Origin of the sequence: Burkholderia sp. FL-7-2-10-S1-D7, from assembly GCF_001524185.1 — a bacterium.
In the GTDB taxonomy this organism is placed as follows: domain Bacteria; phylum Pseudomonadota; class Gammaproteobacteria; order Burkholderiales; family Burkholderiaceae; genus Burkholderia; species Burkholderia diffusa.
In genome coordinates this window covers 18,177-41,578 of the sequence record NZ_LOWY01000092.1, presented here as the reverse complement: position 1 = coordinate 41,578, position 23,402 = coordinate 18,177, and the positions used below count along the sequence as shown (strand labels likewise).

24 protein-coding genes are annotated in these 23,402 nt (G+C 69.2%); 8 read left to right on the top strand and 16 right to left on the bottom strand.

What is annotated here, in order from left to right; translation table 11 throughout:
• Positions 1-68 precede the first annotated feature (68 nt).
• Positions 69-812 carry an SDR family oxidoreductase gene (locus WS75_RS27625; protein WP_059685321.1) on the bottom strand — a complete coding sequence of 248 codons (744 nt, stop codon included), beginning with the start codon at positions 810-812 and terminating at the stop codon, positions 69-71.
• 13 nt (positions 813-825) lie between these two features.
• On the opposite strand from WS75_RS27625, the gene WS75_RS27620 reads away from it, so the two are divergent.
• Both WS75_RS27620 and WS75_RS27615 read left to right on the top strand, forming a co-directional pair.
• Positions 826-2,016 (top strand): class I SAM-dependent methyltransferase, encoded by a 1,191-nt coding sequence (locus WS75_RS27620; protein ID WP_059685319.1) that lies wholly within the window; start codon positions 826-828, stop codon positions 2,014-2,016.
• A gap of 13 nt (positions 2,017-2,029) precedes the next feature.
• Positions 2,030-2,224 carry a DUF2905 domain-containing protein gene (locus WS75_RS27615; protein WP_057928625.1) on the top strand — a complete coding sequence of 65 codons (195 nt, stop codon included), beginning with the start codon at positions 2,030-2,032 and terminating at the stop codon, positions 2,222-2,224.
• Positions 2,225-2,315: 91 nt separating this feature from the next.
• Here WS75_RS27615 and WS75_RS27610 read toward each other — a convergent pair whose 3' ends face one another.
• The 6 genes from WS75_RS27610 to WS75_RS27585 form a co-directional block, all read right to left on the bottom strand.
• Positions 2,316-2,537 carry a hypothetical protein gene (locus WS75_RS27610; protein ID WP_059450680.1) on the bottom strand — a complete coding sequence of 74 codons (222 nt, stop codon included), beginning with the start codon at positions 2,535-2,537 and terminating at the stop codon, positions 2,316-2,318.
• 98 nt (positions 2,538-2,635) lie between these two features.
• Complete coding sequence (locus WS75_RS27605; RefSeq protein WP_059685317.1) at positions 2,636-3,544, bottom strand: carbohydrate kinase family protein; 909 nt, start codon at positions 3,542-3,544, stop codon at positions 2,636-2,638.
• The gene (locus WS75_RS27600; protein WP_059685315.1) at positions 3,541-4,821 is read right to left on the bottom strand and encodes an AGE family epimerase/isomerase; all 1,281 of its coding nucleotides are present in this window, start codon (positions 4,819-4,821) and stop codon (positions 3,541-3,543) included. The genes WS75_RS27605 and WS75_RS27600 overlap by 4 nt, the downstream gene beginning before the upstream one ends.
• Entirely contained in the window at positions 4,818-5,837 is a 1,020-nt protein-coding gene (locus tag WS75_RS27595; RefSeq protein ID WP_059685312.1) for a LacI family DNA-binding transcriptional regulator, read from the bottom strand. The genes WS75_RS27600 and WS75_RS27595 overlap by 4 nt, the downstream gene beginning before the upstream one ends.
• Before the next feature lie 349 nt (positions 5,838-6,186).
• On the bottom strand, positions 6,187-8,025 hold the full coding sequence (locus tag WS75_RS27590; RefSeq protein ID WP_059685309.1) for an EAL domain-containing protein: 1,839 nt from the start codon (positions 8,023-8,025) through the stop codon (positions 6,187-6,189).
• A 247-nt stretch (positions 8,026-8,272) separates the two neighbouring features.
• Entirely contained in the window at positions 8,273-9,310 is a 1,038-nt protein-coding gene (locus WS75_RS27585) for a bile acid:sodium symporter family protein (protein ID WP_059685306.1), read from the bottom strand.
• A 344-nt stretch (positions 9,311-9,654) separates the two neighbouring features.
• Here WS75_RS27585 and WS75_RS27580 point away from each other — a divergent pair, with 344 nt between their 5' ends.
• From WS75_RS27580 to WS75_RS27570, 3 genes are all read left to right on the top strand, one after another.
• Complete coding sequence (locus WS75_RS27580) at positions 9,655-10,152, top strand: hypothetical protein (RefSeq protein ID WP_059685340.1); 498 nt, start codon at positions 9,655-9,657, stop codon at positions 10,150-10,152.
• A 342-nt stretch (positions 10,153-10,494) separates the two neighbouring features.
• Positions 10,495-11,571 (top strand): porin, encoded by a 1,077-nt coding sequence (locus WS75_RS27575; RefSeq protein WP_059685305.1) that lies wholly within the window; start codon positions 10,495-10,497, stop codon positions 11,569-11,571.
• A gap of 193 nt (positions 11,572-11,764) precedes the next feature.
• Positions 11,765-12,727, top strand: coding sequence for a LysR family transcriptional regulator (locus tag WS75_RS27570; protein WP_059685303.1), 963 nt, complete (start codon positions 11,765-11,767; stop codon positions 12,725-12,727).
• Between the two features lie 111 nt (positions 12,728-12,838).
• Here WS75_RS27570 and WS75_RS27565 read toward each other — a convergent pair whose 3' ends face one another.
• On the bottom strand, positions 12,839-13,798 hold the full coding sequence (locus WS75_RS27565; protein WP_059685301.1) for an NAD(P)H-dependent flavin oxidoreductase: 960 nt from the start codon (positions 13,796-13,798) through the stop codon (positions 12,839-12,841).
• A 280-nt stretch (positions 13,799-14,078) separates the two neighbouring features.
• Between WS75_RS27565 and WS75_RS27560 the strand changes: the two genes are divergently transcribed.
• Positions 14,079-14,975, top strand: coding sequence for an alpha/beta fold hydrolase (locus tag WS75_RS27560; RefSeq protein WP_059685299.1), 897 nt, complete (start codon positions 14,079-14,081; stop codon positions 14,973-14,975).
• Positions 14,976-15,023: 48 nt separating this feature from the next.
• On the opposite strand, the gene WS75_RS27555 is transcribed toward WS75_RS27560, so the two are convergent.
• Positions 15,024-15,518 carry an Lrp/AsnC family transcriptional regulator gene (locus WS75_RS27555; RefSeq protein WP_059685296.1) on the bottom strand — a complete coding sequence of 165 codons (495 nt, stop codon included), beginning with the start codon at positions 15,516-15,518 and terminating at the stop codon, positions 15,024-15,026.
• Between the two features lie 113 nt (positions 15,519-15,631).
• Here WS75_RS27555 and WS75_RS27550 point away from each other — a divergent pair, with 113 nt between their 5' ends.
• Positions 15,632-16,534, top strand: a complete 903-nt coding sequence (locus WS75_RS27550) for a DMT family transporter (protein WP_059685295.1) — start codon at positions 15,632-15,634, stop codon at positions 16,532-16,534.
• A 220-nt stretch (positions 16,535-16,754) separates the two neighbouring features.
• Here WS75_RS27550 and WS75_RS27545 read toward each other — a convergent pair whose 3' ends face one another.
• Genes WS75_RS27545 through WS75_RS27525 form a run of 5 tightly spaced genes read right to left on the bottom strand, consistent with a single transcriptional unit; the run spans position 16,755 to position 19,832 of the window.
• Positions 16,755-16,961 (bottom strand): DUF1289 domain-containing protein, encoded by a 207-nt coding sequence (locus tag WS75_RS27545; protein ID WP_059685293.1) that lies wholly within the window; start codon positions 16,959-16,961, stop codon positions 16,755-16,757.
• Entirely contained in the window at positions 16,958-17,464 is a 507-nt protein-coding gene (locus tag WS75_RS27540; protein WP_059685291.1) for a YbaK/EbsC family protein, read from the bottom strand. The genes WS75_RS27545 and WS75_RS27540 overlap by 4 nt, the downstream gene beginning before the upstream one ends.
• Before the next feature lie 22 nt (positions 17,465-17,486).
• A complete protein-coding gene (locus WS75_RS27535) occupies positions 17,487-18,419 on the bottom strand; it encodes a hydroxymethylglutaryl-CoA lyase (protein WP_059685289.1) in 933 nt (310 codons plus the stop codon).
• Positions 18,420-18,448: 29 nt separating this feature from the next.
• Positions 18,449-19,390 carry a 2-hydroxyacid dehydrogenase gene (locus tag WS75_RS27530; protein ID WP_059685287.1) on the bottom strand — a complete coding sequence of 314 codons (942 nt, stop codon included), beginning with the start codon at positions 19,388-19,390 and terminating at the stop codon, positions 18,449-18,451.
• A gap of 4 nt (positions 19,391-19,394) precedes the next feature.
• Positions 19,395-19,832 carry a VOC family protein gene (locus WS75_RS27525; protein WP_059685286.1) on the bottom strand — a complete coding sequence of 146 codons (438 nt, stop codon included), beginning with the start codon at positions 19,830-19,832 and terminating at the stop codon, positions 19,395-19,397.
• Positions 19,833-20,078: 246 nt separating this feature from the next.
• Between WS75_RS27525 and WS75_RS27520 the strand changes: the two genes are divergently transcribed.
• A complete protein-coding gene (locus WS75_RS27520; protein ID WP_059685284.1) occupies positions 20,079-20,702 on the top strand; it encodes an RBBP9/YdeN family alpha/beta hydrolase in 624 nt (207 codons plus the stop codon).
• Positions 20,703-20,770: 68 nt separating this feature from the next.
• Here the strand turns inward: WS75_RS27520 and WS75_RS27515 are convergent, their stop codons facing one another.
• Together WS75_RS27515 and WS75_RS27510 are read right to left on the bottom strand one after the other, a co-directional pair.
• Positions 20,771-22,891 (bottom strand): phosphocholine-specific phospholipase C, encoded by a 2,121-nt coding sequence (locus WS75_RS27515; RefSeq protein ID WP_059685282.1) that lies wholly within the window; start codon positions 22,889-22,891, stop codon positions 20,771-20,773.
• Between the two features lie 57 nt (positions 22,892-22,948).
• A complete protein-coding gene (locus WS75_RS27510; protein ID WP_059685279.1) occupies positions 22,949-23,233 on the bottom strand; it encodes a hypothetical protein in 285 nt (94 codons plus the stop codon).
• Between the last annotated feature and the right edge of the window lie 169 nt (positions 23,234-23,402).

Below are 23,402 nucleotides of genomic sequence, written 5' to 3'. Positions count from 1 at the left end.
GTCAAATTGGCGTGCGCGCACGCAAAGCGGCGCGGGCGGCGGCGATCACGCCGCGCGATCCGCGCAGTTCATTCATTCGGGCCGGCGGCGGGCGGCACCAGGTGCTCGCCGCCGTCGACGGTCAGCGTCGCGCCCGTGACGCCGGGCGCGCTCGCGAGATAGCAGGCCGCCGCCGCGATGTCGTTCGCGTGCGGCGCATGGCCGCGCACGAGCGCCGCGACGCGCACCTTCGGCGCAAGTGCCAGCGCCAGCGCGGAGGTCGCGCGGTGCAGCGCGGCCTGCATCAGCGCATGCGACAACTGCGCCGGCGCCGGGTGAAACAGGGCCTGATCCAGCACGTGGATCGCGCAGGCGCGCAGCGATTCGTCGTCACGCGCGGCGTCGGGCGTCGCGTCGGCGAGCGCCCGGGCCAGCGCGAGCGGCGCCGTCACGTTGCGCGCGAGCGCAGCGGCGAGCGATGCGCCGTCCACGGTGTGCGCGTCGTCGGCACCGGCGCAGGCACTCACGAACACCGCACAGGCGGGCCGGCCGAGCGCCGCAGCACACGCGGCGACGAGCGCGGCCGCGTCGGTTTCCAGGGCCAGATCGGCGTCGAGCACGGCTGCACGGCGCCCGCGGGCGGCGACCTCGGCGACGAGCGCGTCGGCGGCCGCGCGCGGCGTGCCGGGGCTGCGCTGCAGCGCGACGTCCCAGCCGTGCTGCGCGAATCCGGTCGCGAGCGCACGACCGAGCGACGCGGCGTCGGCCGCGCTGCCCAGCGCGCCGGCGACGAGCGCGATGCGCGGGGGCGACGTATCGGCTGAAACGGTCATTTACAATGCCGGGATGAACCCGAAAGCTCACGAACCCGCTAGTTTACCTGCTCCCGGCCCCGACGCGCTCGCGCAGTCCGAAACCCTTGCCGCGCAACTGCGCGACGAGATCGCGGCGGCCGGCGGCTGGCTGCCGTTCGACCGCTTCATGGAGCGCGCGCTGTATGCGCCCGGCCTCGGCTATTACAGCGGCGGCGCGCGCAAGTTCGGCCGCCGCGCCGACGACGGCAGCGACTTCGTGACGGCCCCCGAGCTGTCGCCGCTGTTCGCGCAGACGCTCGCGAATCCCGTCGCGCAAGCGCTGGCGGCAAGCGGCACGCGCCGCGTGATGGAGTTCGGCGCGGGCACGGGCAAGCTCGCGGCCGGGCTGCTCGCGGCGCTCGATGCGCTCGGCGTCGAGCTCGACGAATACCTGATCGTCGACCTGTCCGGCGAACTGCGCGAACGGCAGCGCGACACGATTGCGGCGGCCGCGCCGGCGCTCGCCGCGAAGGTGCGCTGGCTCGACGCGCTGCCCGAGCGCTTCGACGGCGTCGTGGTCGGCAACGAGGTGCTCGACGCGATGCCGGTGCGCCTCTTCGCGAAGGCGGACGGCGCGTGGCTCGAGCGCGGCGTCGCGCTCGACGCGCGGCACGCGTTCGTATTCGACGACCGGCCCGCCGGCGCGGCCGGCCTGCCGCCGGTGCTCGCGACGCTCGACGTCGACGACGGCTACGTGACCGAGACGCACGAAGCCGCGCTGGCGTTCACGCGTACCGTGTGTACGATGCTCGGGCGTGGCGCGGTGCTGCTGGTCGACTACGGGTTCCCCGCGCACGAGTACTACCATCCGCAGCGCGAGCGCGGCACGCTGATGTGCCACTACCGCCATCACGCGCATGACGACCCATTCCTGTACCCGGGGCTGCAGGACATCACCGCACACGTCGAATTCACCGGCATCTACGACGCGGGCGTCGCGACCGGCGCCGACCTGCTCGGCTACACGTCGCAGGCGCGCTTCCTGTTGAACGCGGGCATCACCGACGCGCTGGCCGCGATCGATCCTTCCGACATCCACCAGTTCCTGCCGGCCGCGAACGCGGTGCAGAAGCTGATCTCGGAAGCGGAGATGGGCGAGTTGTTCAAGGTGATCGCGTTCTCGCGCGGGATCGACGGCACGCTCGACGCCTTCGCGCGCGGCGACCGCTCGCACGCGCTCTGACCGGGAGCCCGGGATGCTGCGCTGGCTGATGGCGTCGTTCGTCGCGGTGATGATCCTGACGCGCTGCTGGCCGTGGCTCGGCAAGTTCGGCATCGGGCGGATGCCGGGCGACGTCACGCTGACGCTCGGCGGTCGGCGCTACCCGTTCCCGTTCATGTCGACGCTGGTGCTGACGATGCTGGTGTCGATGGTGGCGCGGCTGCTCTGAGCAGCGCCGAATGCGGCACCGCGCCGCGACCGGGCCGCGGCGCGCGCGCGATGGTTCGGCGCGTCGCGGTTCGCGCGTTACAGCTCGCGCGTTACAGCTCGATTTCGCCGAGGATCCGGTGCGCGAGCGCCTTCGCTTCGTCGAACGCCTCTTCCTCGCTCGGACTCGTCGTGTGGACGTCGTAGCGCATGTTCTCCGTCTCGTCGCCGTCGTCCCGGGCGAGGATCACGTAACCCTGGAACTGTCCGTTGGCGGCGTGCTGCGTATGCGCCTTGGCCGTGTAGATGCCTTTCGTGAACGTGTTCGTGTCCATCGTGCCTCTCCCGCAATAGGACACTTCATCGTAGCACTGCGGCGCAGCATGTACAGCGCCGCTAATCGGCGACCGATCAGCGCGCCGTCATCGTCCCGTCACCGTTCGAGCAGCGCGACGACCTCGTCGAGCGTCGGCGCATGCGCGCCCGTATGCCGGCACGCGGCGGCGCCCGCCGCGAGCGCGAACGCGAGATGCTCGCGCCACGACCGCTGCGGCGCGGCCATCAGGCTGAACAGCATGCCGCCGATCGACGCGTCGCCCGCGCCGACGGTGTCGACCACCTCGACGCGCGGCGGGCTGGCCTCGAGCACGTCGCCGTCCGCGTAAAGCGTGGCCGCCTGCGCGCCGCGCGTGACGAGCACGGCCGCGCGCGGATTCAGCGCGCGCACCGCGGCGACCGCATCGGGGCCGTCGCCGCCGAACAGGTGGCGCAGGTCCTCGTCGGACACCTTGATCAGGTCGGCGAGCGCGGCCATCTTCTCGAGCGTCGGCCGGTACGCGGCCGTCATCAGGTTCCGGTAGTTCGGATCGAAGCTGATCTTCACGCCGCGCGCGTGCAGGTCGGCCGCGAGCGCGACGAGCGTGCTCGCGAGCGGTTCGCGCACGAGGCTGATGCAGCCGAAGTGCGCCCACTTCACGTGTCCGGCCCAGCCGGCCGGCAGCCGCGCCGGGTCGAACGCGAGATCCGCGCTCGCTTCGCCGATGAAGAAGTACGCGGGCGGCCGTGTCTCGTGGACGATCGCGAGCAGCGGCGCACGCGGCACCCGCTGCAGGAAGCGCAGGTCGAGCCCGGCCGCCTCGCTGGTACGCCACAGCACGTCGGAGAAGCAGTCTTCGCCGATCGCCCCCGCGAGCGCGCTCGGCACGCCGAGCCGCGCGACCGCACGCGCGACGTTCCAGCCGGCGCCGCCCGGCACCGAGGTCCACTGCGCGTCGCCCGCGCGCACCATGTCGGTCAGGATGTCGCCCGCCGACACGAAGGCCGGAAAGGTGCCGCCGCTCATTGCGTCGGCTCGCTGCGCGCCGCGCGCGCGAGGGTCGCGAGCACGTCGTAGCATGCGCCCATCGTGTGATAGTCGGTCTTGCCGGCCGGGCTCTTCTCGTCGCTGTACTTGCGGTTGTCGCAGGTGAGGATCCGGTACCACGCGCCGTAGCGGTGATCGACGAAATGCGCCCAGCTGTAGCGCCAGATCTCGTCGTACCAGTCCCAGAAGCGCTCGCTGCCGGTGCGCGCGCCGAGCATCGCGGCCGCCGCGAAGGTTTCCGCCTGCACCCAGAAATACTTGTTGTGGTCGCAGATCGTGAAGTCGGGGCCGAAGCCGTAGCAGAGGCCGCCGTGATCGGCGTCCCACGCATGCGTGAGCGCCGCGTCGAACAGCTCGGCCGCGCGCGGCACGAGCCAGTCGAGCGGGCGGTGCCGCTCCAGAATCAGCAGCAGCTTCGCCCATTCGGTCTGGTGCCCGGGCTGGAAGCCCCACGGACGGAAGATGTTCGAGCTGTCCTCCTTGTTGTAGTCCCAGTCGACCGACCAGTCCGCATGGTAGTGCTCCCACACGAGGCCGCCCGACAGCGAAGCCTGGCGCTGCGTGATGTGGGTCGCGAGCTTTTCCGCGCGATCGAGATAGGTGAGATGGCCGGTCGCCTCGTACGCCGCGAGCAGCGCTTCCGTCATGTGCATGTTCGCGTTCTGGCCGCGGTACGACGACACGTTCCAGTTCGGCGTCGCGTCGTCCGCGTAGAGGCCGGCGGCCGCGTCCCAGAAGCGGTGCTCGGCGAGCTCGTAGGTCGACGCGATCAGCGCGCGCGCTTCATCGATGCCGGCCATCGCAGCGTGCGCGGCCGCCAGCAGCACGAACGCGAGCCCGTAGCAGTGGCGCGTGCCGTCGAGCGTCGCGCGCTTCGCGCCGTCGCGCCAGTCGAGTTCCCAGTCGTAGCCCTGCAGCGCCTCATCCCAGTGCGCGTCGCGCAGGAAGCGCAGCCCGTGGCGTGCGTAGTCGAGGTGGCGCGGATCGCCGAAATGCCGGTACGCCATCGCGTAGTTGAAGACGAACCGGCAGCTGCTGACCAGGTGCCGCGACGTGCGGTTGTAGATGCTGCCGTCGTCGCGGAAGTAATGGTAGAAGCCGCCCGTCGGGTCGAACGCGTTCTGCGCGTAGAAGCGCAGCGTGTCCTCGATGTGCGACAGCAGGAACGACGGATCGCGGAAGCTCGCGACGAACGGTGTCGCTTGCGCGTGGGCGGCCGGCGCGGCCGTGCGGGATTGGACCGGGGGCATGTTCATGATTCGGTGACCGTGGCGGTATCGAGTGCCGGTGAGCCGGCGGGCTGGCTGCTGGCCCGTACGATCAGTTCGACGGGCAGGGAGATCTCGGTGTGCTCGGGCGATTCGGCGAGCAGCAGTTCGACGCCGCGGCGGCCGAGCGCTTCCTTGTCGACGGCGAGCGTCGTGAGCGGCGGGGTCGCGTGCGCGGCGGCCGGGATGTCGTCGAAGCCGACGATCGCGATGTCTTCCGGAATCCGCACTCCGCGCGCGATGCACACGCGCTGCGCGGCCAGCGCGGCGGCGTCGTTGTACGCGAACACGGCGTCCGGGCGCGGGCCGGGCGCGTCGAGCAGCTGCTGCATCGCGCGCGCGGCGCCGGTGTCAGGGTCGAGCCCGGCGTCGATCGTCACTTCGTACGCGGGATCGAACAGCCTTCCGGCCTCGAAGAACGCACGGCGGTAGCCGATCGCGCGCTGCGCGATGCTGAAGTGCGCGGCCGAGCCGCCGATGAACGCGATCCGAGTGCGGCCGATGGCGAGCAGGTGGCGCATCGCGAGCGCCGCGCCCGTTGCGTTGTCGATGTTCACCGAGCGCAGGCCGGGCGCCCACAGGTCGATCAGCACGAGCGGCCGGCCGGTCGCGGCGAGCGCCTCGATCGTCTCGGGCTCGATGAAGCCGGCCACCGCGATCGCGTCGGGCGCGTGCGGGCGCATCTGGCGCAGCACGTCGTCGTTCGGGCCGACCGTGAGCAGCGTCGGCACGATGCCGCGCTCGCGGCACGCGTCCTCGACGCCGTGCAGCACGTGCGAGAAGAACGGGCTGGCGGGAAAGCGGTTGTGCTGGCGGTGCAGCAGGAAGGTGAGCCGGCGGATGCGCGGGCGCAACTGCGCCGGGTCGTAGCCGAGCTGCTGCGCGATCTCGACGATGCGCGCCCGCGTGGCTTCCGACAGGCCCGGCTGGTTTTTCAGCGCGCGGGAGACGGTGCCGATCGAGACCTCTGCCGCCCGCGCTACGTCGCGAATGGTGGTGCCCATCGTTCGGGTCCGGTTTGTTTAGGATGCTGGCGATTGTATAGTAAAACACAGCGCCAAATTCGGGCCGGATAACCGGGGAATACCCGGAAATAACGGGTTTTTACGCGCTAATCTGCGAAAACGACGTTACTAAAAATACTAAACAAAACGCGGAAAAGGCAAGGTGATCGTATGGAACGGGGCGGTGCCGGTGCGGCGGACGAGGCGCGCGCGTTCGGATGCCCGGTCCGCGAGGGACGGGCGGCAGGCCGGTGCCTGGAGTCGATCGGGGGTGGGCGCAGGTGCGCGGCGCCGGCGCCGCCGTCCGCACCGGCCGGCAGCGCGCTTGCGTCCGGCGACCGCCCGCCGTTCAGCCCACCGCCGCGTGCGGCGGCCCGCCGCGATCGCGCAGCGCCGCGCGGCCGGCATCGAGATCGACGACCGCGAGCCCGCCCGGCTGCTGTTTCGCGCGCCGCTTCGCGAGCGCCGCGACCGACGCGATCTCGTCGCTGCCATAGCGCATCGCGCCGTGCGCACCCGCCGGCACGCCGACCGCGCCGATCGCCATCGTCACGAAGCCGAAGAACGCCGGGTTGCCGTAGCGGTCCTCGCCGCGCAGCCCGCCTGCCTGCCGGTCGGCCTGCGTGTAGAAGCGCTGCGCGCCTTCGTTGAAGCGCGCGATCGCGTCGGTCGCGCGCACGTGCCAGTCGTCGTGCTGGAACAGCACGAGGAAATCGTCGCCGCCGACGTGCCCGAGAAAGTCGCGCTGCGGGTCGCACACGCCGGCCAGCACCGTCGCGGCGAACTTCAGCACCTCGTCGCCTTGCCAGTAGCCGTACTGGTCGTTGAACGGCTTGAACTGGTTCAGGTCGACGTAGCACGCATGAAAGCCGGCGTCGCGCTGGAGCAGGCGGTCGATGTGCGCGCTGATCGGGATGTTGCCGGGCAGGAAGGTCAGTGGGTTCGCGTAGCGCGCGGCTTCGATGCGCATCTCGGTCACCGCACGCACGAGGCTCTCGCCGGTGCCGAGCCCGACGTAGCGGCCGTGTTCGGTGATCACGAAGCCGTCCGCGAGATAGCGCTGGTCGTGGCTCGCGAGCAGCGTCGCGAGTTGCTCGAACGTCGTCGCGTTGTCGATCATCAGCGGCGCATCGTTCGCGAACTGCAGGCAGGGTTTCTTTCCGAACACCTCGCGGTGATACGGCAGCGCGAAGCGGTCGATGAAGCCGCGGCGATTCACGAGCGCGACCGGCCGCCCGTGTTCGACGAGCGCGACGGCATGCAGGTCGGGCATCCGGTTGAACAGGTCGAGCACGTCGTTGCTGGTCGCGTCGCGCGGCAGCGGCGGCGCGGAGACGAGCATTTTCGCGGCGATCGTGCCGGCCGGCCGCACGGTGCGCGTCGCGCCGGGAAACACCGCGATGTGCGGCGCGCGGATCGCATCGCGCGCGGCCGGCGCGACGACCCGCGACGGCTGCGCGTCCGGCCGGCCGAGCAGGAAGCCCTGCACGCAGCAGATGCCCATGTCGCGCACGACGATCAGGTCGCATTCGTTCTCGATGCCCTCCGCGATCAGTCGCGCGCCGCTCGCCTGCGCGAAGTGCTGCATGGCCTTCACGGCCTCGAACTTGAGCGGGTCGCGCGAGATGTCGTGGATGAAGAAGCGGTCAACCTTCACGACGTCCGGCTGCAGGCGCAGCCACAGGTTCATGCTCGCGTTGGCTGTGCCGTAGTCGTCGAGCGCGAACTGGATGCCGGCGTCGCGCAGCGACGCGACCGCCGGCCCGATGTGCGCGACGTCCAGTATCGCGTTCTGCTCGGTCAGCTCGATCACGATGCGCTCGGCGCTGATCCGCGCGCGGCCGAGAAACTGGCGCGCGCGTTCGCGTTCGCTGGCGAGCTGCAGGATCGTGCCGGCGCTGAAATTGAGGAACAGCTTGCCGTCGCAGCCGAGCGCCGCGAACGCGTCGAGGCAGGTGAGCGCGGCGGCCTGTTCGAGCGCGATGGTCGCGCCTTCGCGCGCGGCCTGCGCGAACAGCGCGGCGGGCGCCTCGAGGTCGGTGCCGCGCGGGCCGCGGATCAGGCCTTCATAGCCGACGACCGTCCCCGACCCGAGGTCTACGATCGGCTGGAACACGGCCGCGAGCGCACGCTCCACGATCAGGCGCGTGGTGGCGGCGGTGGACGAGTCGGGATGGGGCGCGGGCATGGGCGAGGGGCGGGGCGGCCGAGGCGACGGGACGCCCGAATTTAACGGCAGCGCGCGCGAAGAGTTGAATGAAGATTTCGTGACGCGATGCGCGTTGATGGTGCATGCGTCGCGTTGGGTGGGCGGCGGGGCGGTGCGACGGAGGGAGTGGAGGAAGCGGAGGAGGCGGAGGAGGCGGAGGAAACGGAACGAGAAAGACGCGAATGCACCCGCGCGGCCAGCCGTGCCGGCCGCGCAGCCTCCCGCGTCAGCGCTTGCCCGCGCTCAGCGCACCGCGTCCGGCACCGGCCGCCCCCTCGTCGCCGTCGCGCTCGCCGCGCATGTCGCGCGCCCCCCAGCGCTGCGCGAGCGCCGCGCACGCCATCAACTGGATCTGGTGGAACAGCATCAGCGGCAGCACGATCGCGCCGACCGCCTGCGCGGAGAAGATTACCTTCGCCATCGGCACGCCGGCCGCGAGGCTCTTCTTCGAGCCGCAGAAGATGATCGTGATCTGGTCGGCGCGGTTGAAGCCGAGCCGCTTGCTGACGAACGTGGTCAGCACCAGCGCGATCACGAGCAGCACGACGTTGACGACCAGCAGGCCACCGAGCGCGCGCGCCGGCATCTGGTGCCACAGCCCCTGGTTCACGGCCTCGCTGAACGCGACGTAGACGACGAGCAGGATCGAGCCCTGGTCGACGAAGCGCAGCACGCCGCGGTTGCGTTCGATCCAGCCGCCGATCACGGGCCGCAGCAGCTGGCCGGCGACGAACGGCACGAGCAGCTGCATCACGATGCTCCCGACGGTGCTCCACGGCGACGCGGCCGCGGCCGACTGCGACGTGATCATCAGCCCGACGAGCGCCGGCGTCACGAAGATGCCGAGCAGGCTGGACGCGGACGCCGCGCATACGGCGGCCGGCACGTTGCCCTTCGCGATCGACGTGAACGCGATCGACGACTGGACTGTCGACGGCAGCGTGCACAGAAACAGCACGCCGGCGTAGAGCGCGGGCGTGACGAGCGGCTGCAGCACGGGCTTCAGCGCGAGGCCGAGCAGCGGGAACAGCGCGAACGTGCTGAGCAGCACGACCGCATGCAGCCGCCAGTGGGTCGCGCCCGCGACGACAGCTTCGCGCGACAGCTTCGCGCCGTGCAGGAAGAACAGCAGGCCGACCGCGATGTTGGTCGCCCAGTTGAACGCATGGGCGGCCGGGCCGCGGCACGGCAGCAGGCTCGCGAGCACGACGGTGCCGACGAGCGCGAGCGTGAAGTTGTCGGGAAGAAAACGGGGACGGGCCATCGGGAATCTTGATTCGGAAGCGGCAGGCGCGCATGTCGCGCGCGAAACCGATATTGTCCCGGTTGGTCATTCAATACACAAATTCATTGTGTGAATCGATTGATGAATCGGCTACATGTGACGGCGGGCGTCTGCGGAGGCGGCCGATGCGCAAAACGGCAGAAGAATGTTCTGCCGCGAGTACGCCATCAAGTGAAAAAACCTAGCAGTAACATGGTGTTACACCGATGCCGGCGACCTAACACTTTTTGGCTCGACACCGTTTCGGGCCGCTCATAAATTACTGCTGAAAGGCTTGCGTCGGCCGGAAACAACCGGCGGCGAGCTGCAACAGGCACTGAATGATGACGGAACGGGTGAAACTGAAGGTCGGACGATGGGTGGCAGGCGTGCTCAGCGCGCTGCTGATGCCGCTCGCGCTCGCGCAACCGCCGCACGGCGGTCAGGCGCTTGGCGGCGGCCACGGTTTCGGTCACGGTTTCGGTGGTGGCGACATGCGCGCATACGGCCAGCCGGCCGGCAACGCGCCGGCGTGGCGCCGGGCGCTGCCGCCGGGCGGCGCGCGTGCCGGCGGCGTGAGCAGCTACGGTTCCCGCTGGGGGCTGCGGCCGACGCCGTCCTATGGCCATTACGCCGCGCAAAGCCCGTATCGTCCGATCAGCGCCGACTCCCGCCAGATGCCGCGCCCGCCGGGCGGCGGCAACGTTCCGCTGCGTGCCGGCTCGATCCGCGCCGACGTCGCGCGCTACAACGAGGAGCGCGGCGGCCGTCCGATGCCGCCCCCCCGCGCGCAGGAAGGACCTGCCCACTCGCCGTTTTTCTCCCCGTTCTACCGAAACTGAGCGCTCGCGCGTTCGTCCCCCGCCGGCTGTGATGCGAATTCGCCACAGTCGCACACACATTTCCGCTGATTTTCCCGCCGCATTGCGCTATCTTTCGCGCCCGGCACGCGCGCGCCCCGCGGGCGTCCCGGCGCGTGCCGCGCTCCGCGCGGAGCCGCTGCCGCGTGCCTGGCCATGTGCCGATTCCGCGAAGTTAATGCCGCCGCTATACCCGCAATAAGTGTGCGCAATTTTGACCGGACGCACGATCCGTAAAGATGGCTGCGCCCCATACGACGCAAGCAATCGGCTCCAAAAACAACGCTCGCGCCACTTATCGACATTCGACAACCTGGAGATCCCATGAAAGCATTCGCTCGCCGTGCGTCGCGCACGTCCGTCAAGCTGATCGCCGCGGCCGCCTGCGTGGCCGCAACCGTACCCGTCCACGCGCAGTCGAGCGTCTCGCTCTACGGTCAGGTTGACGAATGGGTCGGCGCAACCAAGTTCCCGGGCGGCGATCGCGCATGGAACGTGTCGGGCGGCGGGATGTCGACGTCGTACTGGGGCCTGCACGGCGCAGAGGATCTGGGCAACGGCTACAAGGCAATCTTCACGCTGGAAAGCTTCTTCCGTGCGCAGAACGGCCAGTTCGGCCGCTTCCAGGGCGACACGTTCTTCGCGCGCAACGCATACGTCGGCGTCAGCTCGCCGTACGGCACGGTGACGGCCGGCCGCCTGACGACCCACCTGTTCCTGTCGACGATCCTGTTTAACCCGTTCTACGATTCGTACACCTTCTCGCCGATGGTGTACCACGTGTTCCTCGGCCTCGGCACGTTCCCGACCTATCCGAGCGACCAGGGCGCGGTCGGCGATTCGGGCTGGAACAACGCGCTGTCGTACACGTCGCCTTCGTTCGGCGGCCTTAATTTCGCGGCGATGTACGCGCTCGGCAACACGGCCGGCGACAACCGCTCGAAGAAATGGAGCGCGCAGTTCAATTACGCGAACGGCCCGTTCGCGGCGACCGCCGTCTACCAGTACGTGAACTTCAACAACGGCCCGCAGGACCTGAGCGCGCTCGTGACCGGCATGAAGAGCCAGGGCATCGCGCTGGTCGGCGCGACCTACGACCTGAATTTCGTGAAGCTGTTCGGCCAGTACATGTATACGAAGAATGACCAGGTTGCGGGCAGCTGGCACGTGAACACCGCGCAGGGCGGCGTGTCGGTGCCGCTCGGCGTCGGCAACGCGATGGCGTCGTATGCGTATTCGCGCGATGCCGGCGGCCTCGACCAGACGCGCCAGACCTGGGCCGTCGGCTACGACTATCCGCTGTCCAAGCGCACGGACGTCTACGCCGCGTACATGAACGACCACATCAGCAGCCTGTCGACCGGCAACACGTTCGGCGCAGGCATCCGCGCGAAGTTCTGACGCGCACGTGCGATCGGTGCGCCGGCCGCGCGCGAAAATCGCGCGTGCCGGCTGCATGTTTTCCCGCCCGAAACGAAACGGAACGGCGCCGCCACTCGCGGCGCCGTTTTGCTTTTGTTGACCTTTCTGTTTCCTCGCCTTTGTTACCCTATCTCGTAATTGCACCATTCCCCCGTCATTACGAGCTAGTTCGATGGATACCCTCGTCAGCATGAATGTGTTTCGCTACGTCGTCGAAGTGGGCAGCTTCGTCGGCGCGGCCGAGCGCATGCAGATGTCGGCAGCGATGGCGAGCAAGCACGTGATGCATCTCGAGCAGCAGCTCGGCGCGCGGCTGCTGCATCGCACGACACGACGTGTCGCGCCGACCGAGGCGGGACGCGAATACTATGAGCGCCTCGTGCAGGCGCTGTCGGAACTCGACGAAGCCGGACAGGCGGTCGGCGCCGCGAGCGTCGTGCCGCAGGGCCGCCTGCGCGTGACGTCGCTGTCCGCGTTCGGATTGCGGCACGTGATGCAGGCCGTCACCGATTATGCGGGCCGGTTCCCGGACGTGACCGTCGACATGACGCTGTCCGATCGCGTGGTCGACCTGATCGAGGAAGGCTACGACGTCGCGGTGCGCGCGGCGCCGAACGGGCTGAAATCGTCGTCGTTGGTCGCGCGCCAGATCGCGACCGCGCACATCCTGCTGGTCGCGTCGCCCGAGTATCTCGAGAAGCACGGCACGCCGCAGACGATCGCCGATCTCGCGCATCACAATTACCTGCGCCGCGATTCGAATTCGACGATGCTCGATTCGCTGATGATCGACGCGGCCGCCGCGTCACGCGTGAACCTGAACGGCAACCTGATCGTGAACCATCTCGAGGGGCTGCGCGCGGCGGTGCTCGCGGGTGCGGGCATCGCGCTGCTCGGCACCGAGGTGATCGGCGACGACATCGAATCCGGCCGCCTCGTGCCGGTGCTGCTCGACGCGGTGCCGCCGCACGAGGCGCCGATCTACGCGGTGTATGCGAGCCGCCGCCACGTGTCCGCGAAGGTGCGCTCGTTCGTCGACTTCCTTGCCGCACGCTTCGAAGGACAGTCGCTGTGCCCGTCGATCGAGTCGCGCCTGCGCGTGCTGCCGATCACGCGGATCAAGCGCGCGAGCTGAGCGGCGTCGGCCGCCCGCGGGCGGACATGAAAAAAGCGCGAGCCGTTGCGGTTCGCGCTTTTTGTTTTTGTCCGACGTCATGCGCGGCGGTGACGCAACCCGCCGCCTGCGTCAGCGTGCGATGCCGAGCCGTGCCTTCGCGTCGTCGTACTCGCGCTTGAGCCGCTCGACGAGCGTGCCGACGCTCGGCAGGTCGTCCATCAGGCCGACGCCCTGGCCGGCACCCCAGATGTCCTTCCACGCCTTCGTCTTGTCGCCGCCGAAATTCATCTTCGTCTTGTCGGATTCCGGCAGCGCGTCCGGATCGAGGCCGGCCTTCTCGATGCTCTCGCGGATGTAGTTGCCGTGCACGCCGGTGAAGAGGTTCGTGTAGACGATGTCGGACGATTTCGCGTTGAGGATCGCGCGCTTGTAGTCGTCGACCGCGTGCGCTTCCTGCGTCGCGATGAAGCGCGTGCCCATGTACGCGAAGTCGGCGCCCATCGCCTGCGCGGCGAGGATCGAGCCGCCGTTCGCGATCGAGCCGGACAGCACGATCGGACCGTCGAAGATCTTGCGGACTTCGCCGACGAGCGCGAACGGCGACGTCGTGCCCGCGTGGCCGCCCGCGCCGGCCGCGACGAGGATCAGCCCGTCGACGCCGGCTTCGAGCGCCTTCTGCGCGTGGCGCAGGTTGATCACGTCGTGCAGCACGATGCCGCCGTAGCTGTGCACGGCGTCGACGATCTCGCGCGCCGGCGCGCGCAGGCTCGTGATGAAGATCGGCACCTTGTGCTCGACGCATACGCGCACGTCATGCTCGAGCCGTACGTTCGACTGATGGACGATCTGGTTGACCGCGATCGGGCCGATCACCGCATCCGGGTGCTTCGCCTTGTGGTCGGCAAGCTCGGACTGGATCTGCGTGAGCCACTCGTCCAGCAGTTCGGCGGGGCGGGCGTTGAGCGCGGGAAATGATCCGACGATACCCGCCTTGCACTGCGCGAGCACGAGTTCGGGGTAGCTGACGATGAACATCGGCGACGCGATGACGGGCAGCGTCAGGTTCTGCAGGACGGCGGGCAATGCCATGTGATGTCTCCAGTCTCGAGGGGGCGGCCGGATGCGGCGCGGTCGCGCCGATGCCGGCATCCATGCTTGGCGGTCGAACGGTGCTTCGAGTGTAGCGGTGCAGCGAGTCGCCCATATTAATACGAACGGTCGTGCGATTCTACGCGAGCTTAGCAAACGGCGCGGCATGGCGACAATCGAGTGAGTGTTCTCTTTCTACGCATTCGGGCATCTGCCGCGCGCAGCGGCCGGCCGCACGCTCCTACAATAGCCGCCATAACAAACCAACGAGAAACAAACCATGTCGTTTGAGGCGTTTGCATCGTTTCGCGTGACGGTGCAGGACACCGACATCTTCGGTGTCAAAGGAGGCGCGGGGCCGCCGCTTCTGCTGCTGCACGGCCATCCGCAGACCCACATGATCTGGCATCGCGTCGCCGCGACGCTGGCGGATCACTTCACGGTGATCGCGACCGACCTGCGCGGCTACGGCGCGTCGGGCAAGCCGCCGAGCGACGCGCGGCACGCGCCGTATTCGAAACGCGCGATGGCGGCCGACCAGGTCGCCGTGATGCGGCATTTCGGCTTCGAGCAATTCCACGTCTGCGCACACGATCGCGGCGCGCGCGTCGCGCACCGGCTCGCGCTCGATCATCCGGCGGCCGTCGAGCGGATGATGCTGCTCGACATCGCGCCGACGCTCGCGATGTACGAGCAGACGGACCGCGCGTTCGCGACCGCGTATTTTCACTGGTTCTTCCTGATCCAGCCGGCGCCGCTCCCCGAAACGCTGATCGAAGGCCACACCGATGCATACATCGAGCGCGTGATGGGCAACCGGTCCGCCGGGCTCGCGCCGTTCGCGCCGGAGGCGCTCGCCGCGTATCGCGCCGCGCTCGCGCAGCCGGGCGCGGTGCATGCGATGTGCGAGGACTACCGCGCGTCGGCGACGATCGATCTCGAGCACGACCGCGCGGATCTCGAGCGCGGCAACAAGGTCGCGTGCCCGCTGCGTGTGTTGTGGGGCGAGCACGGGGTCGTCGGGCGCTGCTTCGATCCGCTCGGCGAATGGCGGCGCGTCGCGCGCGACGTCGGCGGCCGCGCGCTCGACTGCGGGCACTACATCGCGGAGGAGGCACCCGTCGCGCTGCTCGACGAGATGCTCGCGTTCTTCGAGGCACGCGACGCGGCCGCGTGAGCGGCGCCGGCCGCCGCGGGCCGCGCGGGGCGTGCCGCGCGCCGGCGATCAGCGGCGCGTGGCGGTGTCGTCGTCGACGAGCGGCGGCAGGCGGCGCGGCACCGGCGTCGATTTCACGATCGCCGTGCTCGTTTCCGCGCGCTCCGTCACCTTCGACAGGATGTCGTCAAGGTGCTCGATCGTGCGTAGATAGAGCCGGCAGATGAAGCAGTCCTCGCCGGTCACCTTGTCGCATTCGACGAATTCCGGAATCCGCCGCAACACTTCCTCGACGAGATGCAGCTGCCCCGGCAGCGGCTTCACGCGCACGATCGCCTGCAGCGTGTAGCCGAGCGCGCGCGGGTCGAGTTCGACGGTGAAACCCGCGATCACGCCCTGCGCTTCGAGCCGTCGCACGCGGTCGGCGGTCGCGGGCGCCGACAGCCCGATCTGTCGCGCCAGCTCGCTGGTGGCGATGCGCGCATCCTCGGCGAGGGCCGCGAGGATCGCGCGGTCGGTTGCGTCCAGCGACGCGACGGCGGGCGGGGAAAGGCGTTTCGCCATGATCGCTTTGCTTTCGAAGGTGAATCGGTGGTTTCGCTTCAGTTTAGTCGTGGATGCACGGAAAGCAAGTTCCTAGAATCGAAGCCATCCCCTCTCGTCAAACGGAGTCCATGATGGCCTCGAACGAAATCCGCCGCGGTGCCGCCGAGATGGTCGTCGCGATGATGATGTCCGGCACGATCGGCTGGCTCGTGATGTCGTCGCAGCAACCGCTCACCAACGTCGTGTTCTTCCGCTGCCTGTTCGGCGCCGCGACGCTCGCGATCGTCTGCGCGGCGCTCGGCTTCCTGCGTCGCGCGCTGTTCTCGCCGCGCATGCTTGCGCTCGCGGCGCTCGGCAGCATCGCGATCGTTGCAAACTGGCTGCTGCTGTTTGCCGCGTATTCGCGCGCGTCGATCTCGATGGCGACCGCCGTCTACAACACGCAGCCGTTCATGCTCGTCGCGCTCGGCGCGATCGTGTTCCGCGAACGGATCAGCGCGTCGACGATCGCGTGGCTCGCGCTCGCCTTCATCGGGCTCGTGTGCGTGGTACGCGTCGAGCCGGCCGTGCTCGCGGTGCCCGGCGAATATCTCGAAGGCGTCGCGCTGTCGCTCGGCGCGGCGTTCCTGTACGCGGTGTCGTCGATCATCACGAAGCACCTGAAGGGCACGCCGCCGCACCTGCTCGCGCTGCTGCAGGCCGGCCTCGGCATCGTGCTGCTCGCGCCGTTCGCGCACTTCGGCACGTTGCCCGCGACGGCCGCGCAGTGGCTCGATCTCGTCGTGCTCGGCGTCGTGAACACCGGTGTGATGTATGTGCTGCTGTACGGTGCGATCCAGAAGCTGCCGGTCGCGATGACGGGCGCGCTGTCGTTCGTCTATCCGGTCGTCGCGATCATCGTCGATCGCATCGCGTTCGGGCAGACGCTCGCGTGGACGCAGGTGCTCGGCGCGCTGCTGATCCTGCTCGCGGCGGCCGGCGTGAATCTCGGCTGGCGCATCGTGCCCGCGCGTCGCGCGGCGGTCGGCAACTGAAACGGTCGTGCGATTTGGATCGCCGCTACGGCAGGTTGCCGACGCCCGCTGGCGCCGCGCCCGGGAACGCAGGTTGCGTGTGAAAAACGCTGTAAGAAGTTGTAGGGAAACACCCGATGCAACGCCGCAGCGTCGCTCGTATGATGCGGGCTGTGACGTTGATCACGTTCACAGGATTCCGATCTCATGCCGTTCGCCAAGCAGGCCGAACGGCATTTTTTTATGCGCCGCTCCGCGCGAGCAGGCGCCGCCGCGCGTCGAGCCGCGCGAGCAACGCGCGCCTCGCGTCGTCGTCGGACGCGCGCCATCCCTTGATTTCGTCGCGCGTGCGCAGGCAGCCCGCGCACCAGTCGGTGCGCGGATCGATCCTGCATACGTCGGTGCACGGCGACGCGACCGTGCCGACCGATACCGGCGTGTCGCTCATGCGTCGTTGCGCAGCGCGACGTCGGCGACCGGCGCACCCGTCAGCGAGACGAGTTCCTGCGGCGACAGGTTGAACACCGCGTGCGGATGGCCGGCGGCCGCCCACAGGCTGTCCAGTTCGAGCAGGTCGGCGTCGATCAGCGTGACCGGTTCGACGAGATGGCCGATCGGGCAGACGCCGCCGATCGCGTAGCCGGTGTTGTCGCGCACGAATTTCGCATCGGCGCGGCCGACCGCGCCAACTTGCGCGGCGACCTTCTTCTCGTCGACGCGGTTCACGCCGCTCGCGACGACGAGCACCGGCGCGCCGTCCGATTCGCGGCGAAACAGGATCGACTTCGCGATCTGCGCGACCTCGCAGCCGAGCCCGGCCGCAGCCTCGGCGGAGGTCTTGCCGGTTTCGGCGAGCATCACGATCCCTTTCGCGTGCCCGCGTTCGCGCAGCAGCAGCGCGACGCGTCGCGCGGAGTCGGGGAGAGAGTCGAATGAAGCGGGTGTCGTCATGGAGAATCCGTCAGTGTTGGGGTCAGACGCAACTCGGCGTGTCGGCCGCGCTCTGCGCCTTGGCGAGCAGCGCGCGACCGGCGCGCGACACGTTCGCGCGGCCGATCGCGTTGGAGATGAAGTCGCCGGCGGCGACCACCTGCGCGAGGTCGATGCCGGTGTCGATGCCGAGGCCCTGCATCAGGTACAGCACGTCCTCGGTCGCGACGTTGCCGGTCGCGCCCTTCGCATACGGGCAGCCGCCGAGGCCGGCGACCGACGCGTGAAAGATCTCGATCCCTTCGAACAGCGCCGCGTAGATGTTCGCGAGCGCCTGGCCGTAGGTGTCGTGGAAGTGGCCCGACAGCCGCTCGCGCGGGAACACGCGGGTGACCGCTTCGAGCACTTCGCGCGTGCGCTTCGGCGTGCCGACGCCGATCGTGTCGGCGATGTCGATCTCGTCGCAGCCGAGCGCGGCGAAGCGTTCGACGACGTCGACGACCGAGGCGACCGGCACCTCGCCCTGGTACGGGCAGCCGAGCGCGCACGACACGCTGCCGCGCAGCCGCAGGCCGGCATCCTTCGCGGCCTTCGCGACCGGCTCGAAGCGCGCGATGCTCTCGGCGATGCTGCAGTTGATGTTCCGCTGCGAGAACGCCTCGCTCGCCGCGCCGAAGATCACCACTTCGTCGGCGCGCGCGGCGACCGCGTTCTCGAAGCCTTTCAGGTTCGGCGTGAGCACCGAATACACGGTGCCCGCGCGACGCTCGATGCCGGCCATCACGTCGGCGCCGTCGGCCATCTGGGGCACCCATTTCGGCGACACGAACGACGCGGCCTCGATATTGCGGAAGCCGGCGCGCGACAGCCGGTCGACGAGCGCGATCTTCACGTCGGTCGGCACGAAGGTCTTTTCGTTCTGCAGCCCGTCGCGCGGGCCGACTTCGACGATCTTGACGGCGGTGGGGAACGTCATGGTTGTCTCCAGTTTTGTATAAGCGGAATTCAGTAGCCGCGCGCGTAGTCGACGATGCCGCCGACGCGCTCGCCGCGCTCGAGCGCGCGGATCTTGCCGGCGATCTGCTCGACGGCTTCGTCGCGCAGCGTCTCGGCCGAGCTGTGCGGCGTGATCGTGATGCGCGGCGCGTGCCAGAACGGGTGGTCGACGGGCAGCGGCTCATGCTGGAACACGTCGAGCGTTGCGGCGGCGATCCGGCCGCTCGCGAGCGCGTCGAGCAAGTCGGCCTCGACGAGATGCGCGCCGCGCGCGACGTTCACCAGGTACGCGCCCGGCGCCAGCCTGGCGAAGGTTCGTGCCGACAGGATCCCGTCGGTATCGCGCGTGCTCGGCAGCAGGTTCACGAGCACCTTCGCGCCGTCGATGCACGCGTCGAGCGCGTCGTCGCCCGCGAAGGTCTCGACACCGTCGAGCCGTTTCGGGCTGCGGCTGTAGCCGCGCACCGGCAGGCCGAGCGCCGCGAGCGCCTGCGCGACCTGCGCGCCGAGCACGCCGAGACCGAGTACCGCGACGGTGAAACTCGCGCGCGGATGCGGTTCGAGCGGCTGCCAGCGGCGCTCGCGCTGCAGCGCGTCGTATTCGTCGAAGCGGCGCAGGTAGCGCAGCACCGCGTGCGTCACGTATTCGATCATCTGCCGCGCCATGCCCGAATCCTCGAGGCGCACCAGCGGCACGTCGCGCGGCAGCGTGCCGGGGTGCGCGCGGTCGAGCGCGAGCAGCGCGTCGACGCCCGCGCCCAGATTGAAGATCGCGCGCAGGCCGTCGCGCGGCGCGAACAGCTCGCGCGGCGCGCGCCATACGAGCGCGTAGTCGGCGGCGCCCGTGTCGCCCGGCTGCCAGGCGCGCAACTCGGCCTCGGGCAGCGCCCGCGCGATCGCGCCGCGCCACGCGTCGGCTTCCTGATGCGGCGAGTAGAACAGGATCTTCATGCGCCTACTTCGCGAACAGCTGGCCGATGTCGGCGAACGCCTTGAATTCCAGCGCGTTGCCGCATGGATCGAGGAAGAACATCGTCGCCTGCTCGCCGACCTCGCCCTTGAAGCGGATGTGCGGCTCGATCACGAAGCGCGTGTGCGCGGCCTTGAGCTTGTCGGCGAGCGCATGCCATTCATCCATCGACAGCACGACGCCGAAATGGCGGACGGGCACGTCGTCGCCGTCGACCGGGTTCACCGCGCTCTTGCCGGTTTCGTCCGGCGCGAGGTGCGCGACGAGCTGGTGCCCGAAGAAATCGAAGTCGACCCAGTGTTCCGAGCTGCGGCCCTCGGGGCAGCCGAGCAGGCCGCCGTAGAACGCGCGCGCGTCGGCGAGGCTCGACACGGGAAAGGCGAGATGGAACGGGCGCAGCGCGCCGGCGGGCGTAGCGGACATCGGGCGTCTCCTGTCGATCGGAACCGGCGCGGCGGCGCCCGGTTCGATCCGATGCAAGGCAAGCGGGAAGCCCACATTCTACGGTTTCGCGGCGCGTTGCGCCGCCGCGAGACGGCCAGCCCGCACCGCGCGGCCCGTGCCGGCGGCTGTCCCGCGCAAAAGCAAAGCACAAAATATTGGTTCGGCCGCCGCGCGCGGCACGCCACAATCGAATCTCGTCTCCAAGCAAAGCAAGCGAGGGCAATCATGCGCGCATGCAGCAAATCGGCGTGGCCGCCGCGGCTCGTGACCGTTCCGGGCCTGCACGGCAGCGAAGGCGCCCACTGGCAGACCTGGCTCGAGCGGCAGTTCTCGCGTTCGCTGCGGGTCGAACAGGCCGACTGGGATGCCCCCGATCTCGCGCGCTGGGCGCAGTCCGTGCGCGGGCTGCTCGAGCGCGAGCGCGGCCCGTTCGTGCTGGCCGCGCACAGCTTCGGCTGCCTCGCGGCCGCGCATGCGCTTGCGCAATGGCCGCTGGCGGCCGACGTCGCGGGCGTGCTGCTTGTCGCACCGGCCAGCCCGAAGAAATTCACGTTCGCCGGGCCGTTCGACGCGCGCCGGCTCGCGGTGCCGTCGATCGTGATCGGCAGCGAGACCGATCCGTGGATGCCGCTCGCCGATGCGCGCACGCTCGCGCAGCGGCTCGGCAGCGCATTCGTCAATCTCGGCGACGCCGGACACATCAACACCGCGGCCGGCTTCGGGCCGTGGCCGCGCGCGAAGTCCTTCATCGACACGCTGGTGCACTGCGCGGCGCCGCTGCGTTTTCGCGACCCGGACGACGGCTTCGACGCCGCGCGCGTCGACCGCGCGCTCACGCACGCGATCTGACACTCACGCGCACGCGCTGCGCGGCGCGGGCCGCGCACCGTCGTGCCGCCGGCGTCGTGCCGCCGGGCTTACGACGCGGAAACGGGCCGCACCGCGGCCGGATCCGAGTAGCTCGGCCGGCCGTTCTCGACGTGGCCCGCGAAGCGGCGCGAGAACGTGCCGTTCGCGCCGTCGCTCACCGTCACGTCATACCAGTGATGGCTCGACGCGAGCGCCCACTGCTCGACGTGTTCGTCGCCGCCGTGCAGCGTCACCTGGCGCGCGGGCGTGCCGTATGCGTTGTCGGCCAGCATGAGCGTCACGTGGCCCGCGCCATGGTTGCGCAGCTTCAGGTACAGGTTGCCGTTCGCGATGTCGTAGCCGGCCTTCACTTCCGGCTGCGCATGGTTGCGGCGGCGCGCCGTCGCGGCCGACACGTTGCCCGCGAACATCCGCACGAAGCCGTTCGGCCCGTACACCGAGAACGCATACGCGCCGTTCGTCTCCGTCAGGTCGAAGTCCGCGTGCAGCACGCGGCGCGCGCCGACCGTGTAGCGCCACGGGCCGTCGGTGCGGTTCGTCGCGTACACCTGGAAGTGCGCGCCCTGGTTGCCGCGGTTCGCGAACTCGATGCGCAGCGTGTTGCCGCCGTAGATGCTCGCGTTCACGTGCAGTTCGTACGGCAGCGCGCGGGCCGGCCGCACGCCGGGCTCCTGCGGATCGATCGGCGACGGCATCGCGGGCACGGTCGGCGCGGGTTGCGACGTGCATTGCTGGTCGGCGATCGAGCGGTACTGGCTCGTGTCGGGCAGCGTCGGAAACGACGCGTCGGACGAGCGGAAGTCGAACGCGGCGGTGAGGTCGCCGCAGACGGTCCGGCGCCACGGCGTGATGTTCGGCTCGTCGACACCGAAGCGTTCGCCGATGAAGCGGATCACCGACGTATGGTCGAACACCTGCGAGCACACGAAGCCGCCTTTCGACCACGGCGACACGACCGTCATCGGCACGCGCGGCCCGAGGCCGTACGGCAGGCCGTCGGCCGTGTAGCTGCCACCGCGGCCGGGATTCACGACCGTGTGCAGTTCGCCGTCGGTGGTCACGGTCGATGCGCCCTGCGCGGCCGACGTCGGCGGCTGCGGCGGCACGATGTGATCGAAGAAGCCGTCGTTCTCGTCGTACATGATGAACAGCACGGTCTTCGCCCATACGTCCGGATTCGCCGTGAGCGCGTCGAGGATCTGCGACGTGTAGTTCGCGCCATAAGCCGGCGTGTATTTCGGATGCTCGGAGAACGCGGCGGGCGGCAGCAGCCACGACACCTGCGGCAGCCGGTCGTTGATCACGTCGTCCTTCAGGTTGTCGAGCGTGCGCACCGTCTGCGCGCGCTGGTACAGCGACGAGCCCGGCTTCGCGTTGATGAAGTTCGTGAAGTTCTGCAGGATGTTCGTGCCGTAGTTGCCGTTGTACGGATCGGCCCACGTGAGCCCCTGCTGGTAGATCTGCCACGACACGCCGTGCGCCTCGAGCCGTTCGGGGAAGGTCGTCCACGACAGCAGCTGGTACGCGGGCGGCAGGTCGCCGTCGACGTAGTCGGCGTTGTCGAGCAGCGGGCCGCCGAACTTGCCGGTCGGGTCGACCGTGCCCGTCATCAGGTACGAGCGGTTCGGGTGCGTCGGCCCCGGCAGCGAGCAGAAGTAGTTGTCGCACACGGTGAACGCATCGGCGAGCGCGTAGTGGAACGGGATGTCCTCGCGCACGTGATAGCCCATCGTCATGTCGGTCTTGTTCGCGGGCCACTGGTCGTAGCGGCCGCCGTCGATCGCCGCGTGGGTCTTCGCCCACGAGTGGTCGAGCGCGCCGAGGCACTGCGCGCTGGTCGTCTTCGTGTCGAGCCGGAACGGCAGCACGGGCTTCGTCGGGTCTTCCTTCGACGGCTGGTACCACACCGGCTTGCCGTTCGGCAGCGGAATCGGGAAACGGTCGTTGTAGCCGCGCACACCGCGCAGGTGTCCGAAGTAATGATCGAACGAGCGGTTCTCCTGCATGAACACGACGATGTGCTGGACATCGCGGATCGTGCCGGCGCCGCGCGCGGCCGGAATCGCGAGCGCGCGGCGGATCGATTCGGGGAACGCGTTGAGCGCGACGGCGGCGCCCGCGGATTGTGCGACGGTATGCAGGAAACGGCGGCGGCTCGATGACGTCATGTTATTTCACCTCGGTTCTGCGATCGGGGGGCAGGGACATGGACAGGAACGGCGGAATCAATGCGCCGACGATGCGGCAACGCCGGACGCGCCCGGGTTCATCGCGGGCTTCGTGTCGTCGTCATCGTCGGGCGGGTAGTGGACGACGGGCGGCGCGAGCGGGGCGGCATCGGACGCGGCGGCGCTCGCGCCCGCGGCGCTGTTGAACGCGCTCGCGGAGCCGGACGATGCGCCGGCCTGCTGGGAGGCGTCGGCCGCGTGCGCGTCGTGCGGCGCGTCGTCGCTGCAGGCGGCGACGACTGTGGCGGCACATAGAACGACGACGAGGGCAGCGCGACGCATGATGACTTCTCTCCTGGCAGGCGGATCGGGAAACGATTTCGAGTATGCCGGGGGGATGCGACGATTCAGTGAATCGTTTGCGACCGGAGCATGATCGCGAAATGCTTTCTCAAACCTGACCGAACGCTTTCGCGGAAAGTCGCATCCACGGATGGCGGAATTTTCCAGT